The following is a 15,926-nucleotide window of genomic DNA, read 5'->3' as shown; positions in this document are numbered from 1 at the left end:
ACGTCATCAGAACTTTCTGGTTTTTGTGTCAGCGGGCCCGCTGCATCAGCCCGCTCTGCTCGGCAAATTCGAACAACGCCCGATCGCTGCCCAGCCCCAGCTTGTGAAACGCGGTGACCTTCTGCTGGCTGATGGTCTTGATGCTGCGGTTGCGCAAACCGGCGATCTCGGTCACCGACAGCCCGCGCAGGCACAGCAGCAGCACTTCCCGCTCCCGTCGCGACAGCCGGTCGAGACCGCTTTGCCGCCAGGGGGCGCCATCGCCCGATGCCGCGCAGACGGCGCTGCGGACACTTCGGTCGACAAAGGTGCCGCCGGCCGCGACCACGCGCAATGCCAGTGCCAGTTGCCGGCGGGCGATGCATTTAAGCAACAGTCCGTGCACGCCGGTGTCCAGCACCAGCCGCAGCACGGCCGGATTGACCAGCATGGTCAGCACGATGATCTTCAGTGCCGGGTAGCGCCGGCGCAATCCGGCCACCATCGCCACCCCGTCGCCATGATCGCCACCGGGCATCATCAGGTCGGTGACCAGAATGTCCGGCAGTTGCCGTTCCAGCAGCGGCATCAGCGTGGTCGAGCTGTCCGCCTCGCCGCACAGGCTGGCATCGCGCATGCCGGTCACAAGGCTGCCGATGCCCATCCGGACCAGTGCATGGTCGTCGGCAATCATGATCCGGATGGCGTGTCCGTGCCGGGACGCCCCGCCCGTTCCGTCACCCCCGTCCCTTGTCCATCCCGTCGCCATGATTGCCCTCCCGCAGCGGTGACTGACTGACCGTTCTTGGTCGCAGAACGCGCTTGCCATTAACATCCCAGCGGTCCGGCCACAGCTCGCACAGCGGGATGCCAAGGAAAGCCGCGATGACGATTTCACCGGAGCGTACCGGCCGGCGCAATGCGTTGCGAACGTTGGCGGATGGCAGGTGATGCTCCCGCGCCAGATCCGCCATGCTTTTGCCGCGTTTCCTGATGGCCGCCTTGACGTCTTCCGGGTGCCAGTACCGGGGTGTGTCGTTCGTGTTCAGGTTTGTCATGTGGATTTTCTCAATCCGGCCATTTGCCGTATAAGTTAGCGTTCGGGATCAACTGAGAATCCAGTTGACCATATTCGGCCTTCTCTGCATCCAAATTCGCAATATAGCGAATGCAGTGACGGCAGTACATTCGCCAACCCTTCACAGAGGACAAGTGTGCTAACGACGCCACACCCAACCGTTAGCGCCAGACAACCGGATGAACAAAAAACTGAAGAATCCCGAATTTGTGCAACGCGTGAAATGGCTGATCGATACCCGTTACGACGGCATTCCGGCCCGGCTCAGCGACGCCACCGGCGTCTCGAAGGCCGGCCTGTCGAAGATTCTCAATTCGGGAACGCAGCCGTTTTCCCGCACGGTGACCAAGCTGGTGGAGGGCACTGGCTGCACGCGCGACTGGCTGCTCGATGGGGATGGCGAGCCGTTCCCGGGTGAGCCCCGCCTGCCGGCCATGGCAATGAGCGATGCTTTGGCGGCGACGCCGGCCGAGTCGTGGCAGCAGCGCTGCTTTATCGAACTCTATGGCCATGTATGCGCGATGTCGGGAGCGCTGCCGGTGGCAATCGAGCCTGAACGTCTTGCCCGGGGCATCGCTGTCGCCACCCGCACGGCGATGCCGGACAGCCAGCTGGAACCCGTCGCACTGGAGACGGCCATTGTCGTGGTTGAAACCAGGCTGGCGCAGCGGGCGTTGCGCCTGACGGCCGAACAGCGGGCGGTGATGGCACTGAGCTGCTACCAGTTGAACGCACTGGCCGGCGGCTCGTCGTTTGACGATATCCTGCGCGTGTTGCTGGAAGACCACGTCCGTTGACGGCGTCCCTGCGTCCGATTGGTTTTTTCACGCCGCATGAGTTAGCGTTCGGGACCGAATGCCGGTGAGTGCGAACACACCACCTGCTCCCCGTCCACCCGTGGGTAACCGTAGCCGATGATCCAGAAACTGAAAAACCCCGAGTTCGTGCAGCGGGTGCAATGGCTGATCGACACCCGTTTCGACGGCATTCCCGCCCGGCTCAGCGAGTCCAGCGGCGTATCCCGGGCCGGTCTGTCAAAAATCCTCAATGAGGGTACGCGGCCGTTCGCCCGCACCGTGACCAAGCTGGTGAATGCTGCCGGCTGCAGCCGGGACTGGCTGGTCGATGGGGTTGGCGACGCATTTCCCGCGCCGGCCGACACGACGCTGTGCGAGACGCGGGCAAGTTACGGTCCGTTGCCGGCACCGGACGCCGGCCTGCCGGAACGGCAGCGCTTCATCCGCATCTATTCCCATGTCAGCGCGCTGACCCGGGCGCTGCCGGTCGAGACCACGCCGGAGCGGCTGGCCAGGACCATCGCCATTGCCGCCCATGCGGCGACGCCGGCCGAAGTCGGGCTGGATGTTGCGGCGCTCGAATCGACCATTGTCGCCGTGGAAAAGGCACTGGTGCAGTACGGCATCGCGCTCGATGCCGAACAGCGCGCCATCATCACGCTGAATCTGCGCCAGCTCGACCTGCTGACCGGCGGCCGCTTCTTCGATCACATTCTGGCCGCCCTGCTCGATGGTCATCCACGGCAGGCGGATGCGGAGATCGAACCCGCATCATGAGCGGCTACAGCCAGCGCCGGCGCCAGAACACCCAGCCCATGACCATGGCAATGCCGATCATCACGCTCCAGACCAGGAAATAGCCGTAGCGCCAGTGCAGTTCCGGCATGAATTCGAAGTTCATGCCATACACGCCGACGATGAAGGTCAGCGGCATGAACAGGGTCGAGACCACGGTCAGGAAGCGCATTTCGCGATTCAGGCGGTTCGACTGGTTGGACTGGTACAGCTCGACCATGTCGCTGATCAGATCGCGCAACAGGTCCAGCGATTCGATCAGCTGGGTCGCATGGTCGTAGACATCACGCAGGAAGATCCGCGTATTGTCCTGCACCAGGTCATGGTCGCCGCGCACCAGGGTATTGATCGCCTCGCGCAACGGCCACATCGCCCGCCGCAGCTCGAGCGCGTCGAGCTTCAGTCCGCGGATGCGGTGCAGTGCGCCGCCGTCGATCGGCATGCCGGCCAGCAGCATGTCGTCGAGCTGGTCGGTCTGGTCGGCAAAGCGGTCCAGGGTGATGAAGTAATAGTCGACCACGGCATCCAGTAGCGCATAGGCGAGGTAGTCCGGCCCGTACTTGCGCGCCTGGCCCTTGCCGGTCCGCAGCCGCTCGCGCAGTGCCTCGAAGCGGCCGGTCGGCCGTTCCTGCACGCTGAGCACGAAGTCGCGGCCGAGCACGATGCTGATCTGGTCGCTGTCGAGTTCCCCGTCGCCGTTCAGGCCGAAGGTGCGGGTGACAATGAACAGGTAGTCGCCGTAGTCCTCGACCTTGGGCCGCTGCTGGGTGTTCAGCATGTCCTCGACCACCAGCGGGTGCAGCTTGTAGCGGCGCCCGATCTCCTCGAGCACGGACGGGTTCTGCAGCCCGTACACATTCAGCCACTGCACGCCATTTTCCAGCGGCGGCTGGGTGCGGCTTTCGTTGACGGCCTCCAGCCCGGTCTGCCGGTAATCGGTGTCGTTGTATTCGATCAGGGCCAGCGACGGCGCCTCGGTGCGCACGGTGCCGATATGTGCCAGGGTGCCGGCCTCCTGGCCAACCTTGACCAGTCGCGCCTTGCCCGGGCGGCGATGCTTGCGTTTGTAGCGCGAATCCGTCATGCGTACTCCAGCGGAACGTCAGCCTGCCACCCTGCCACGGACCACGCGCCGGCGCCAGCCCGGAAATGCTCAGGCCAGCAGTTTGCGATCGTCCTGCCCGCGCACGGTCAGCTGGAAACCGATGTCCTTCCAGCCGCTGGCTTCCTCGCGCAGTGCGCTGGCCGTCATCGGATGGCTGTCCAGCCAGTCGGCGTCCAGAACCACCCGGAACTGGCGTGGCGCGACGGTGCTGAAGTGCAGGTTCTCCGGCAGCGCCAGGTCGCGACGGCTGCGCGAGAACAGGGCCGCCAGCCGCAGCGACACGATCACCGGCCACAGGCTGTCGTCGGTGACCTGCGACAGCAGTTTGCCGAGCGAGCCGCGATGGGCCAGGATCAGCGTCGCCAGCACCTTCTGCTCCTGGCGGGAAAAGCCGGGCATGTCGGCATTCTCGACGATATATGCCGAATGCTTGTGGTAACCGGTGTGCGAGATATCGAGCCCGATCTCGTGCAGCGCCGCCGCCCAGCCCAGTTCGCGTTTCCAGTCCGGCGCCGCCTCCTGCCCGGCCGACAGCCCGGCCAGCACGTGATGGGCCACCCGGGCCACGCGCGTGGCCTGCACGGTGTCGACATGGTAGCGGCGCATCATCTGCGCCACGCTGTCGGCACGCGGGTCGCGCTCGTCCTGGCGACCGAGCAGGTCGTACAGCACGCCGTCGCGCAGGGCGCCGAGCGTGACGTCCATGCGCTGGATACCGAGTTCCTCGAATACTGCCAGCATGATCGACAGCCCCCCCGGCAGGACCGGGGCGCGATCGCCGCGCAGGCCGTTCAGGTGGGCGGCTTTCAGGCTGCCGGCGCGGATCAGTTCGGCGCGCAGCTTTTCCATGCCGTCCAGGGTGATGCCTTCGCTGGAGAAATCGGACTGTTCGAGGATGTCGCGCAGCGAACGCGCAGTGCCGGAAGTGCCGATGGCGAGCTGCCACTGGTCGGGGCCGAATTCGGCGGCGATGCGCTGGATCTGGTCGCGCGCGGCCACCACCGCATCCTTGAAGTTGTGCCGGGTCAGACGACCGTCGGGGAAGAAGCGCAGGCTGTAGCTGACACAGCCAAGGTTCAGGCTTTCGGTCTTCAGCGAACGCATGCCCTGGCCGACAATGAACTCGGTCGAGCCGCCACCGATATCGACCACCAGCCGCTTTTCCTGGCTGGCCGGCAGGCTGTGCGCCGCACCGAGATAAATCAGGCGCGCTTCTTCGCGGCCGGCGATGATTTCGATCGGAAAGCCGAGCAGCCGTTCCGCCCTGGCGATGAACAAGGCGGCATCCCTGGCAACGCGCAGGGTATTGGTGCCGACCACGCGCACCCGGTCAGGGTGGAAACCGCGCAGGCGTTCGCCAAAGCGGGCCAGACAGGCCAGCGCACGGTCGGCGATGTCCTGGTCGAGTTCGCCGGAAGGCAGCAGCGCGCCGCCAAGGCGGACGGTGTCCTTCAGCGAGTCCAGCGGGTACAGCATGCCGTCCATCACGCGGACGATTTGCAGGCGAAAACTGTTCGAGCCGAGATCGACGGCGGCGAGGGTGTCAAACGATGCGGTCATCTGGGCGGCGCTGGCAGGGAAAGGAAGGAAAGCGACACGGTGCGCCGCAGGGGGTCTGCCGGCGACACCGGGCAACACGGGCAGGGGCGGACCGGATGGCCCGACCCTGCCCGCGCTATTGTCACACAGCTGGCGGGAACCGGCAGCAAGCCGCTACCGGTTGCCACCGGGAAAGGCCTACAGACCTTCGCGCTCGACGTCCTCGAGCGAGGTGTGACGGATGTCCTTGCCCTTGACCAGGTACACCACGTATTCGGAGATGTTCTTGGCATGGTCACCGATGCGCTCGATCGCCTTGGCGATAAAGATGGTGTCCAGCGACATGGTGATGGTGCGCGGGTCTTCCATCATGAAGGTGATCAGCTGGCGCAGGCTGGCGCTGAAGTCCTCGTCGAGCTGACGGTCCTGGCGGGCCACGTCCAGCGCGCCGTAGACGTCGAGACGGGCAAAGGCATCCAGCACGCGGCGCAGCATCACCAGCGCGACATTGGCCATCTTCTCGATTTCGCGCAGGCGCGGCACCTGGACCCGCTCGTCTTCCAGCATTTTCTTGCCGACGCGCGCGATCTTCTGCGCCTCGTCACCGATGCGCTCAAGATCGGTAATGGTCTTGATCACGGTGATGACCATGCGCAAGTCGCTGGCCGCCGGCTGGCGACGGGCGATGATGTGCTGACACTCCTCGTCGATCCCCACCTCCATCGCATTCACATGCACGTCGTCGGCGACGACGCGGCCCAGTGTCTCGATGTCACCGTCAATCAGCGCCTGCATGGCACTGCTGATCTGTTGTTCGACCAGTCCCCCCATCTGCAGCACGCGGGTGCGGATGGTTTCGAGTTCCATGTCGAACTGCTTGGATATATGTTCTTTTGGCATTATCGCGCTCTTCGGTTTGCCCAGCGTCAGCAGACGAGTGTATTGCCCTGCCGTGACATCGGTATGACAGGCCGTTGTAACGGACCGGGCCGGCGCAGGTCATGCAGACACTGCCCCGGCCCGGTCCAGCGACATGATATCGGCGCTTACTCGAGAACCTGTACCGTGCCATCGGCACGGCCGAGCAGCAGCACGTCGGCATGACGGCGGGCAAACAGGCCGCAGCAGATCACGCCCGGAATGTGGTTGATGGTTTCTTCCATCTCCACCGGCGCCATGATGTTCAGCCCGTGCACGTCGAGGATGATGTTGCCGTTGTCGGTCACGTAGTCCTGCCGCCATTCCGGATGACCGCCCAGCTTGACCAGCTTGCGTGCGACCAGGCTGCGCGCCATCGGCAGGACTTCCACCGGCAGCGGGAATGCGCCGAGCTTCTGTACCAGCTTGGCTTCGTCGGCGATGCAGACCAGCTGTCTGGATGCGGCGGCAACGATCTTCTCGCGCGTCAGCGCACCGCCACCGCCCTTGATCATGTGCAGGTGATGGTTGATTTCGTCGGCGCCATCGATATACACCTCGAGGTCGCCAACCGAGTTCAGTTCGTAGACCGGGATGCCGATCGCCTTCAGCCGGGCGGTGGTCGCCTCGGAACTGGATACGGCACCGTCGATGCGGTCCCTGATTGTGGCCAGCTCGTCGATCAGGAAATTGACGGTGGAACCGGTGCCGACGCCGATGATGGCGTTGTCCGGAATGTACTGCACTGCCTTCTTGGCCGCAGCCATCTTCATTTGGTCTTGGGTTTTCATGCTGACGTCTCCGTTGCAGATAGCAGGATTATCCCATAGCCGGGCGCCAACGGCCCACCGGATCGCAGCGGGCGGGCCGGACCGTGCAGTTACTTGCCGCTACGGTGCGACAGCAGGCATACCGCCTCGGCGGCGATGCCCTCTTCACGTCCCAGATGGCCAAGCCGCTCGCTGGTCTTGGCCTTGACGTTCACATTGTCGGGCGGGACGCCAAGGTCGGCCGCCAGGTTCGCGCGCATGCGGTTCACGTACGGGGCCAGCTTCGGTGCCTGGGCAATCACGGTGCAGTCGATGTTGACCACGTCGAAACCGGCCGCCCGCACCCGCTGCACCGCTTCGCGCAGCAGCACCCGACTGTCCGCTCCCTTGAAATCTAGGTCAGTATCGGGGAAATGGCGGCCAATATCGCCAAGCCCGGCCGCGCCGAACAGCGCGTCGGTCACGGCATGACACAAGGCGTCGGCATCGGAATGACCATCGAGGCCCCGGTCATGCGGAATGATCACGCCGCCGAGAATCAGCTTGCGGCCTTCGACCAGCCGGTGGACATCCCAGCCCTGTCCGATGCGGAAAGGTATTGTCATCGCGTTTCTCCCGTCATTCGACCCGCCCGCCCCGCTCCGCGGCCAGGATGGCGCGCGCCAGCGGCAGATCATGCGGCCAGGTCACTTTCAGATTCATGGTATCCCCTTCGACCAGCCGCGGCGACAGTCCCAGCCGTTCGACGGCACTGGCCTCGTCGGTCACACCGGCATCCAGCTCACCGCCCAGCGCCCGTGCCAGCAGGCCGGCGCGGAACATCTGTGGCGTCTGCGCCTGCCACAGGCCATCGCGCGCCACGGTGGCGGCAACGCGCAGCCCGCCGTCAGCCCGTTTCAGCGTGTCGGCCACCGGCACCGCCAGCAGGCCGCCGACCTCGTCGTCGTCCAGCGTGTCGATCAGCCGTGCCAGCGCGGCGGCCGGCAGACAGCAGCGGGCGGCATCGTGGACCAGCACCCAGTCGCCGGCGTCCGCCGCCAGCACCGCCAGTCCGTTGCGCACGCTTTCGGCGCGCGACGGGCCACCGACGCGGAGCACGGCCAGCCGGCGATCTTCCGGCCAGGCGAAGGTATCGAACCAGCCGTCATCCGCCGCCAGGACCAGGACGATGCGGTCGAGGCGCGGCTCGGCCAGCAGGCGTGCCAGCGTGTGCGCCAGCAGCGGCCGGCCGGCCAGTTCCAGATACTGCTTCGGCCGCCCGGCGCCCATGCGGCTGCCGCCGCCGGCGGCCGGCACCAGGGCAATGCGGCTCACGACGCGTCGGCGCCGGCCGGCGCGTCCAGCGGCTCGTAGTCGCGCCATACGCAGGCGCCGCCGGCCTTCTTGTCCAGCCGCGCCAGCATCGCCTCATGCCCGGCCTGCTCGGCCGCGCTGGCGCGCTGCACGATCAGCGGCTTGCGCGCGCCGAGCGACAGGTCGTTGCTGCTGTCACTGTCGGTCTCGATCGCCATTTCCAGGCTTTCCTGACCACGGGTCAGCGCCAGATAGACTTCGGCCAGCAGCTCGCAGTCGATCAGCGCGCCGTGCAGGGTCCGGTTGCTGCGGTCGATCTCGAAGCGGTCGCACAGGGCATCGAGGTTGTTGCGCTTGCCGGGAAAGACCTCGCGCGCCATCGCCAGGGTGTCGATCACACCACCGGCCACGCTGCGGGTCTTCGGCAGCCGCACCCGCTCGAACTCGGCATCGAGAAAGCCGATGTCGAACGCCGCGTTGTGGATGATCAGTTCGGCATCACGCAGGAAGTCGGCAATCTCGCCGGCCACCTGCTTGAACACCGGCTTGCCTTCGAGCATGTCGAGGCTGATGCCGTGCACGCGCTGCGCATCCGGATCGATGTCGCGCTGCGGGTGGATATAGAAGTGGCAGTGCCTGCCGGTCAGCTTGCGGTTGACCATTTCCAGCCCGGCCACTTCGATCAGGCGGTGTTCGCGCGGATCGAGGCCGGTGGTTTCGGTGTCGAGGATGATTTGTCGCATGGGGGTCCTGTGCGCCGGTCCGGCCATCAGCGCGAGCGTTCGCTGACGCCGCGATTGGCCAGCTGGTCGGCGCGTTCATTGAATTCGTGGCCGGCGTGGCCCTTGACCCAGCGCCAGTCGATGTCGTGCGGCTGCCGGGCGGCATCCAGTTGCTGCCACAGGTCGGCATTCTTGACCGGTTCCTTGCTGGCGGTCTTCCAGCCGCGCGCCTTCCAGCCCTTGATCCACTCGCTGATGCCCTTCTGTACATACTGCGAATCGGTGTACAGCACGATGCGGCACGGCCGCTTCAGGCATTTCAGCGCTTCGATGACCGCCGTCATTTCCATGCGGTTGTTGGTGGTCATCGGCTCGCCGCCGAACAGCTCCTTCTCCTGGCCGCGATAGATCAGCAGCGCGCCCCAGCCGCCGGGGCCGGGATTGCCCTTGCAGGCGCCGTCGGTATAGATGTCGATATGTTCTGGTTCAGTCTGCAATGTCGTCTTTCAGCATTTCATTCGGGGTCATGGCCGGGCGCTTGGCGCGGGTGACGGCAATCAGTGGCTGGGCCAGCACTTTCCAGCGCGGCATGATCAGGCGCATGCCGCGCACGCGCTTGACTGCCTCCAGCGCATAGACGCCGCTGGCGACCGGCCACCAGCGATCGCCGGCATCTTCCATGAAAGTGAAGCGGTCCCGCCACTTGTCGGAGGCCAGCGGCGGCGCGTAGCACAGGAAGGCGCCGCCGGCGATATCGAAATTCAGCAGCTCGAGCCAGTCCTTCAGCCGGCCGAGGCTCAGGAAGTTGCCGTTCCACGGCGACGGCGCGCGGGTCAGTACCCGACGCACGCCAAACAGCGAGACCGGGTTGAAGCCGGTCAGCAACAAACGCCCTTCCGGCACCAGCACCCGCTCGACCTCCCTGAGCACCTCGTGCGGATGCGACGTAAAATCGAGGGTATGCGGCATCAGGACCAGGTCGAGACTCTGTGCGGCGAACGGCAGCTGTGCCGGATCGGCGACAATGTCGGCATCGGGCCGCAGGCCGACCACACGCTGCCATGGAATCCGGTTGTCGCGCAGGAACGGCTGGTCGGCAAAGCCGATCTGGATCGCACGATAGCCAAAGGCATCCGCAACCGCCTGGTCAAAATAGGCCTGTTCGCGCGCCATTACATACTGGCCCAGCGGCGACGCCAGCCACTCTTTCAATCCGGGCATCCGCCCACTCCTTGTAGCAAAGGGCTCGTCATGGTCGACGTCACTCCGGTTCCCGCCTTCAGCAGCAATTATATCTGGGTTCTGCACCGCGCCCAGACCGCTGTCGCAGTCGACCCCGGCGATGCCGCGCCGTTGCTCGACTATCTTGCCGGCGCCGGGCTGGTGCTGGACGCGGTACTGATCACCCATCATCACGCCGATCATGTCGGCGGACTGCCGGCACTGCAGGCGAGATTCCCCGCCCTGACGGTCTGCGGGCCGGCCGGCGTGGCCGGCGTCACCCACCCGCTGGCGGACGGCGACCGGGTGGAACTGGCCCCTCTCGGGCTCAGCCTGGACGTGCTGGCAGTGCCCGGTCACACGCTCGACCACCTGGCCTATGCCGGCGCAGGCTGGCTGTTCTGTGGCGACACGCTGTTCGCTGCCGGCTGCGGCCGGCTGTTCGAGGGCACGCCGGCACAGATGCTGGCGTCGCTGACGCGGCTGGCCGCACTGCCCGATGACACCCGCATCGCCTGTGCCCATGAATACACGCTGGACAACCTGCGTTTCGCACTGGCGGTCGAGCCGGACAACCCGGCACTGCATGCCCGTCTCCGCCGCGACCAGGCCAGCCGCGATGCCGGCCTGCCGACCCTGCCCTCGACGCTGGCGCAGGAACGCGACACCAATCCGTTCCTGCGCGTCCGCGTGCCGTCAGTGCAGGCCGCCGCCGCGCGTCAGACCGGCGAGCCGGCGACCGATGACGGGCTGGCGACCTTCACCACGCTGCGGCGCTGGAAAGACCGGTTCCAGGCCGGATAGCCCCGGTTTCGCCCGCCACGCCTCCGGCATGAAATGACCGTCCGGCGGAATGAATTGCGTAAATTCAACCGCCAACAGTTCAGATCGGGACAAACCCGCTGAAACTATTGACATTTCCTGTTGACGATCCTTCCGGCGAGCGCATACGATTCCCGCTAATTTTGTATCAATCCTTTACAGGGGACCTCCAAAAACCGACGCGCGCACCGTGCGGCCGGCTTTTGAAGGTGCCCTTCACATCGGGCCGGGCACGATGAAACACACACTGAAGCTGGCATTGTCGCTGGCGTTCGCAGGCGGCCTTGCCGGCCAGGCACACGCGGAGTTCGACAACCTGTCCTATTCCTCCGGGCAGGCGATGATGCAGCAGAACAACATCCTGCTGCGCAATGGCGACGATGTCTGGCAGCGCATCCGCGAAGGCTTCCAGATGGATGAAGTCAACGCCGATCTGGTCCGCCGCTTCGAACGCCAGTACGCCGCCAATCCGGCCGGCATCGAACGCACGCTGGGCCGCAGTCACAAATACCTGTTCCACATCATCAACGAAGTCGAAAAGCGCGGCATGCCGACCGAGCTGGCCCTGCTGCCGGTGGTCGAAAGCGCCTTCGTCCCGCAGGCGGAATCGCCGGTCGGTGCAGCCGGCCTGTGGCAGTTCATGCCGGCCACCGGCCGTCATTACGGCCTTGAGCAGACCTGGTGGTACGACGGCCGTCGTGACGTGGTCGGCGCCACCCAGGCGGCGCTGAACTATCTCGAATACCTGCACGGCCTGTTCGGCGACTGGTCGCTGGCGCTGGCGGCCTACAACTGGGGCGAGGGCAATGTCAGCCGCGCCCAGGAACGCAACCGCGCCCAGGGCCTGCCGGACGACTTCGAACACATCCGCATGCCGGCCGAGACGCGCAACTATGTGCCGAAGCTGATTGCCGTGCGCAATGTGCTGTCCGACCCGAAGCGCTACAACGTCGCGCTGAACAAATTCCCGAACCGCCCGTACTTCGTCGCCGTCAGCACCGGCAAGCATATCGACATCGACGTGGCGGCCAAACTCGCCAATGTGCCGGAAGCCGAGCTGAAAACGCTGAACCCCGGCTACAAGCGCCCGCTGCTCGCCTACAAGAACGGCCGCCAGTTGCTGATTCCGGTCGACCACTTCGACCGCTTCGAGAAGAACCTGGCCAGCTGGGACAAGCCGCTGTCGCAGTGGCAGGCCGTGGTCGCCCAGGATGGCGACACGCCTGACGTGGTGGCCGAACGCTACAACATGACCGTGGCCGAGCTGCGCTCGGTCAATGGCGCGCTGGGTGGCCGGCTGCAGGCCAGCCAGCCGCTGCTGGTGGCCCAGCGCGGCAGCAGCGCGGCACCGGCCCTGATTGCCGCCGCCGATCGCGACGACCAGGCCGAGGCCCCGCGCACCGTCGCCGCCCGTCCGGTCAGCGACAGCCCGGCCCGCCCGGTGGTGACCGTTGCCCGTGCGCCGGTCGTGGCCGACAAGGCCCCGGTCGTGGCGGCCGCGCCGGTCGCCAGGCCCGCCGTGATGGTCGCCAGCGCCGATACCCGCCCGGCGGCCAGCAGCAGAAGCAGCAGCGCCGTGACCACCGACCTGCCGCCGGCCGTCGATACCGTGGCCTCGCCGCGTCCGTTCGCCGATATCGAGGTCGTGCCGTCTCCGGTCGTCGCCACAGCCGCTTCGGCCGAGGATGCGATCAGCGAAATCGCGTCGATCAGCCCGGCCGTCGATACCGTGGCCCGGACTGAACCGGCCCGCCCGCAGCAGACAGTCGCTGTCGCGACTTCATCACGGCATACGGTCAGCAGCGGCGATACGCTGTATAGCCTGGCCAAACGCTACAACATGAGCGTCGCCCAGCTGCGCGATCTGAACCAGCTGAACGGCAATGCGCTGCAGCTCGGCCAGACGCTGCAGGTCGCCGCCGGCAGCAGCAGTGACCTGATCACGGTCGCGGCCAGCAGCGCCGCCGCCCCGCGCACCCAGCAATACCAGTACGTGGTCCAGCGTGGCGATACGCTGTACAGCATCGCCCGCAAGTTCGGTCTTGATCATCAGGACCTGCGCCGCTGGAACGACGAGCGCAAGCTCGCCCGCCTGCAACCGGGCAACCGGGTCACGCTGGTGGTCGGCATCTAGTCGCAGCGGGGCCACCCCGCTTTGCCGCGCCTCGCGTCAGAATGAAAACAGGCCACCGGTTTACCCGGTGGCCTGTTTGTCTTTCATGCCGGCTTCAGCCGAAGCGCTTGTCGGCCACAAACGGATTGTGCCGGCGCTCGTCACCGAAGGTCGACTCCGGGCCATGGCCGGGAACGAAGCGGATGTCGTCGCCGAGCGGGAACAGCTTGCCGCGAATTGACGCCACCAGGTCATCCTGATTGCCACCGGGAAAGTCGGTACGGCCAACCGAGCCGGCGAACAGCACGTCGCCAACCCAGGCCCGGGCGGCTTCGCGGTCGACAAACACCACGTGGCCGGGGGTATGGCCGGGACAGTGCAGTACATCCAGCGTGCGTTCGCCGACGCGGATGCGGTCGCCCTCGTCCAGCCAGCGGTCCGGCGTCAGCGCCTCGGCCGGCGGGAAGCCGAACATCTCCGCCTGCTGCGGCAGGCCGGTCAGCCAGTACTCGTCGGCGCGATGCGGACCGAGAATCGGCACGTCCAGCGCCGTTGCCAGCGCGGCAGCGGCCCCGACGTGGTCGAGATGGCCATGGGTCAGCAGCACGCGGGTCACCTTGACGTCCAGCGCGTCAATGGTGGCCAGCAGCGTGTCGACATCACCGCCGGGGTCGACCACGGCGGCTTCACGGGTGGCGTCGCACCACAGGATCGAGCAGTTCTGCGCGAACGCGGTGACCGGAACGATGCGGTCGCCCATCAGCGCAACGCGTCCGCGTAGCGGGCCACGCCATCGGCGACGGTCAGGAACTCGTCAGCGTAGCCGGCCGCACGCAGCGCGCCGATATCGGCGCAGGTGTAGCTCTGGTACTTGCCCTTCAGGGCGTCCGGGAAGTCGATGTACTCGACGATGCCGGCGGCGATCATCTGCTCCAGCGTCATTTCTGCCTCACCCTGCTGGCGGCGGCAGGCGTTGACCGCTGCCAGCGCCACATTGTTGAACGGTTCGGCTCGGCCGGTGCCCAGGTTCCAGATGCCGGACGATTCCGGGTGATCGAGGAAGTGCAGGTTGACCCTGACCACGTCTTCCACCGACACGAAGTCACGGCTCTGCATGCCGGCTTCATAGCCATCGTAGCTGCCGAACAGCTTCACCTTGCCCGTGTCGCGATACTGGTTGAAGTGGTGGAAGGCCACCGAAGCCATGCGCCCCTTGTGCTGCTCGCGCGGGCCATAGACGTTGAAGTAGCGGAAGCCGGCGACCTGGGCGGTCAGCCCGTTCTGCATCCGCTTGCGCACGACCTGGTCGAACAGGAATTTCGAGTAGCCGTAGACATTCAGCGGGCTTTCGAAGCCGCGTTCCTCGCGGAACACCTGCCCCCCGCCGTACACCGCCGCACTGGACGCGTACAGCAGCGGGATGGCGTCCTGCTGGCAGTATTCGAGCAGGCTGACCGAATACTGGTAGTTGTTCTCCATCATGAACTTGCCGTTGTGCTCCATGGTGTCGGAGCACGCGCCCTGGTGCAGGATCGCGCGGATCTCGCCGTCCCAGACGCCATCGAGCAGCATCTCGATAAACTGGTCCTTGTCGACGTAATGGGCGATGTCGCAATCGACCAGATTGCGGAATTTGGGGCCATCGGTCAGATCATCGACCGCGATAATGTTGCGTTCGCCGCGCGCATTCAGTGCGTGGACCAGGTTGGCGCCGATAAAGCCTGCGGCACCGGTAACGACGGTATACATGGAGTGCTCCTTCTGGCGCGCCGCGAACGATCGCGACGACGCGTTTGATCAATGACCGAACAGTTCGGACCGTCGGACGACGGCCGTGCCCAGCTTGCCGACCACGATGCCGGCAGCGACATTGGCCACCTGCATCGCCTCGGGCAGCGCCAGCCCGGCGGCGACCATCAGGCCGAGTGTGCCGATCACGGTGTCCCCGGCGCCGGATACGTCGAACACTTCGCGGGCGACGGTCGGCACATTCAGCGGGCCGTCGGCGCGGAACAGGCTCATGCCGTCCTCGCTGCGCGTGACCAGCAGCGCGTCGAGCTGCAGATCGCTGCGGATGCGCTCGGCGCGCGCCGCCAGGTCATGCTCGTCGCGCCACTGTCCCGCCACCTGACGGAATTCGCTGCGGTTCGGCGTCAGCAGCGTGGCACCGGCGTACTTGTCCCATTCATCGCCCTTCGGGTCGATCAGCACCGGCTTGCCGGCAGCGCGGGCCAGTTCGATCATGCGCGTGACGTGGGTCAGGCCCCCCTTGCCGTAGTCGGACAGGATGACCACATCGTGGTCGGCGATCAGGCGGCTGTACTCGTCGAGTTTTTCCGCCAGCACTTCATGGCTGGGCGCATCCTCGAAATCAAGCCGGATCAGTTGCTGCTGGCGGGCGATCACCCGCAGCTTGACCGTAGTGGCGATGCGCGCGTCGCGCCGGAACGACACCGCCACGCCATCGCGTTCCAGCAGGGCAGCCAGGGCATCGGCCGCCTCGTCCTCGCCCACAACCGACAGCAGCGTAGCGTTGCCACCGAGGCTGACGATATTGCGCGCGACGTTGGCCGCGCCACCGGCGCGCTCTTCCATGCGGGCAATGCGCGCCACCGGTACCGGCGCTTCCGGCGAGATGCGCTCGACGTCACCGAACCAGTAGCGGTCCAGCATCACGTCACCGACCACCAGCAGGCGGGCGGCGGACATCCGCGCCATCAGACCGGGTTCGCGCGCCAGCAGCGCGGGAATGAATTCACTCATCGGACGGACTC

The 15,926-nt window shown here is 65.8% G+C and carries 18 protein-coding genes; 4 read left to right on the top strand and 14 right to left on the bottom strand.

Translation table 11 applies throughout. The features are described 5' to 3' along the window. Positions 1-28: 28 nt before the first annotated feature. Together Q352_RS0100890 and Q352_RS19360 are read right to left on the bottom strand one after the other, a co-directional pair. On the bottom strand, positions 29-673 hold the full coding sequence (locus Q352_RS0100890; protein WP_036384693.1) for a response regulator: 645 nt from the start codon (positions 671-673) through the stop codon (positions 29-31). A gap of 43 nt (positions 674-716) precedes the next feature. Continuing rightward, positions 717-1,037, bottom strand: coding sequence for a helix-turn-helix domain-containing protein (locus Q352_RS19360; RefSeq protein WP_051528593.1), 321 nt, complete (start codon positions 1,035-1,037; stop codon positions 717-719). A 199-nt stretch (positions 1,038-1,236) separates the two neighbouring features. On the opposite strand from Q352_RS19360, the gene Q352_RS0100880 reads away from it, so the two are divergent. Both Q352_RS0100880 and Q352_RS0100875 read left to right on the top strand, forming a co-directional pair. Further along, the gene (locus tag Q352_RS0100880; protein WP_028497701.1) at positions 1,237-1,854 is read left to right on the top strand and encodes a helix-turn-helix domain-containing protein; all 618 of its coding nucleotides are present in this window, start codon (positions 1,237-1,239) and stop codon (positions 1,852-1,854) included. Positions 1,855-1,971: 117 nt separating this feature from the next. After that, positions 1,972-2,631 (top strand): helix-turn-helix domain-containing protein, encoded by a 660-nt coding sequence (locus Q352_RS0100875; protein WP_028497700.1) that lies wholly within the window; start codon positions 1,972-1,974, stop codon positions 2,629-2,631. A gap of 4 nt (positions 2,632-2,635) precedes the next feature. Here Q352_RS0100875 and corA read toward each other — a convergent pair whose 3' ends face one another. The 9 genes from corA to Q352_RS0100830 form a co-directional block, all read right to left on the bottom strand. Further along, positions 2,636-3,733 carry a magnesium/cobalt transporter CorA gene (corA, locus tag Q352_RS0100870; RefSeq protein WP_028497699.1) on the bottom strand — a complete coding sequence of 366 codons (1,098 nt, stop codon included), beginning with the start codon at positions 3,731-3,733 and terminating at the stop codon, positions 2,636-2,638. A 69-nt stretch (positions 3,734-3,802) separates the two neighbouring features. Next, a complete protein-coding gene (locus Q352_RS0100865) occupies positions 3,803-5,314 on the bottom strand; it encodes a Ppx/GppA phosphatase family protein (protein WP_028497698.1) in 1,512 nt (503 codons plus the stop codon). Positions 5,315-5,491: 177 nt separating this feature from the next. Next, positions 5,492-6,193, bottom strand: coding sequence for a phosphate signaling complex protein PhoU (phoU, locus tag Q352_RS0100860; RefSeq protein WP_028497697.1), 702 nt, complete (start codon positions 6,191-6,193; stop codon positions 5,492-5,494). Between the two features lie 146 nt (positions 6,194-6,339). After that, a complete protein-coding gene (gene rpiA, locus Q352_RS0100855) occupies positions 6,340-7,002 on the bottom strand; it encodes a ribose-5-phosphate isomerase RpiA (protein ID WP_028497696.1) in 663 nt (220 codons plus the stop codon). A gap of 89 nt (positions 7,003-7,091) precedes the next feature. Beyond that, on the bottom strand, positions 7,092-7,586 hold the full coding sequence (gene ispF / locus Q352_RS0100850; protein WP_036384690.1) for a 2-C-methyl-D-erythritol 2,4-cyclodiphosphate synthase: 495 nt from the start codon (positions 7,584-7,586) through the stop codon (positions 7,092-7,094). 13 nt (positions 7,587-7,599) lie between these two features. Beyond that, the gene (gene ispD / locus Q352_RS0100845) at positions 7,600-8,295 is read right to left on the bottom strand and encodes a 2-C-methyl-D-erythritol 4-phosphate cytidylyltransferase (protein WP_028497694.1); all 696 of its coding nucleotides are present in this window, start codon (positions 8,293-8,295) and stop codon (positions 7,600-7,602) included. Beyond that, positions 8,292-9,017, bottom strand: coding sequence for a DNA polymerase III subunit epsilon (gene dnaQ, locus Q352_RS0100840; protein ID WP_028497693.1), 726 nt, complete (start codon positions 9,015-9,017; stop codon positions 8,292-8,294). Before dnaQ ends, ispD begins: the two co-directional genes overlap by 4 nt. Positions 9,018-9,043: 26 nt before the next feature. After that, entirely contained in the window at positions 9,044-9,493 is a 450-nt protein-coding gene (rnhA, locus tag Q352_RS0100835) for a ribonuclease HI (RefSeq protein ID WP_028497692.1), read from the bottom strand. Further along, positions 9,483-10,217 carry a class I SAM-dependent methyltransferase gene (locus Q352_RS0100830; protein WP_028497691.1) on the bottom strand — a complete coding sequence of 245 codons (735 nt, stop codon included), beginning with the start codon at positions 10,215-10,217 and terminating at the stop codon, positions 9,483-9,485. The genes rnhA and Q352_RS0100830 overlap by 11 nt, the downstream gene beginning before the upstream one ends. Before the next feature lie 30 nt (positions 10,218-10,247). Between Q352_RS0100830 and gloB the strand changes: the two genes are divergently transcribed. Continuing rightward, on the top strand, positions 10,248-11,021 hold the full coding sequence (gene gloB, locus Q352_RS0100825) for a hydroxyacylglutathione hydrolase (protein ID WP_028497690.1): 774 nt from the start codon (positions 10,248-10,250) through the stop codon (positions 11,019-11,021). 253 nt (positions 11,022-11,274) lie between these two features. Next, the gene (locus Q352_RS0100820) at positions 11,275-13,173 is read left to right on the top strand and encodes a lytic transglycosylase (protein ID WP_028497689.1); all 1,899 of its coding nucleotides are present in this window, start codon (positions 11,275-11,277) and stop codon (positions 13,171-13,173) included. Positions 13,174-13,267: 94 nt separating this feature from the next. Here Q352_RS0100820 and Q352_RS0100815 read toward each other — a convergent pair whose 3' ends face one another. The 3 genes from Q352_RS0100815 to rfaE1 are packed head-to-tail and all read right to left on the bottom strand — an operon-like array spanning position 13,268 to position 15,915. Further along, positions 13,268-13,912, bottom strand: a complete 645-nt coding sequence (locus tag Q352_RS0100815; protein WP_084299701.1) for an MBL fold metallo-hydrolase — start codon at positions 13,910-13,912, stop codon at positions 13,268-13,270. Further along, complete coding sequence (rfaD, locus tag Q352_RS0100810) at positions 13,912-14,901, bottom strand: ADP-glyceromanno-heptose 6-epimerase (protein WP_028497687.1); 990 nt, start codon at positions 14,899-14,901, stop codon at positions 13,912-13,914. Before rfaD ends, Q352_RS0100815 begins: the two co-directional genes overlap by 1 nt. A gap of 48 nt (positions 14,902-14,949) precedes the next feature. Further along, positions 14,950-15,915, bottom strand: coding sequence for a D-glycero-beta-D-manno-heptose-7-phosphate kinase (gene rfaE1 / locus Q352_RS19355; protein WP_051528592.1), 966 nt, complete (start codon positions 15,913-15,915; stop codon positions 14,950-14,952). Between the last annotated feature and the right edge of the window lie 11 nt (positions 15,916-15,926).

It is taken from the genome of Microvirgula aerodenitrificans DSM 15089, assembly GCF_000620105.1.
GTDB classification, from domain to species: Bacteria; Pseudomonadota; Gammaproteobacteria; order Burkholderiales; family Aquaspirillaceae; genus Microvirgula; species Microvirgula aerodenitrificans.
This window is presented reverse-complemented; position numbering and strand designations above follow the sequence as displayed.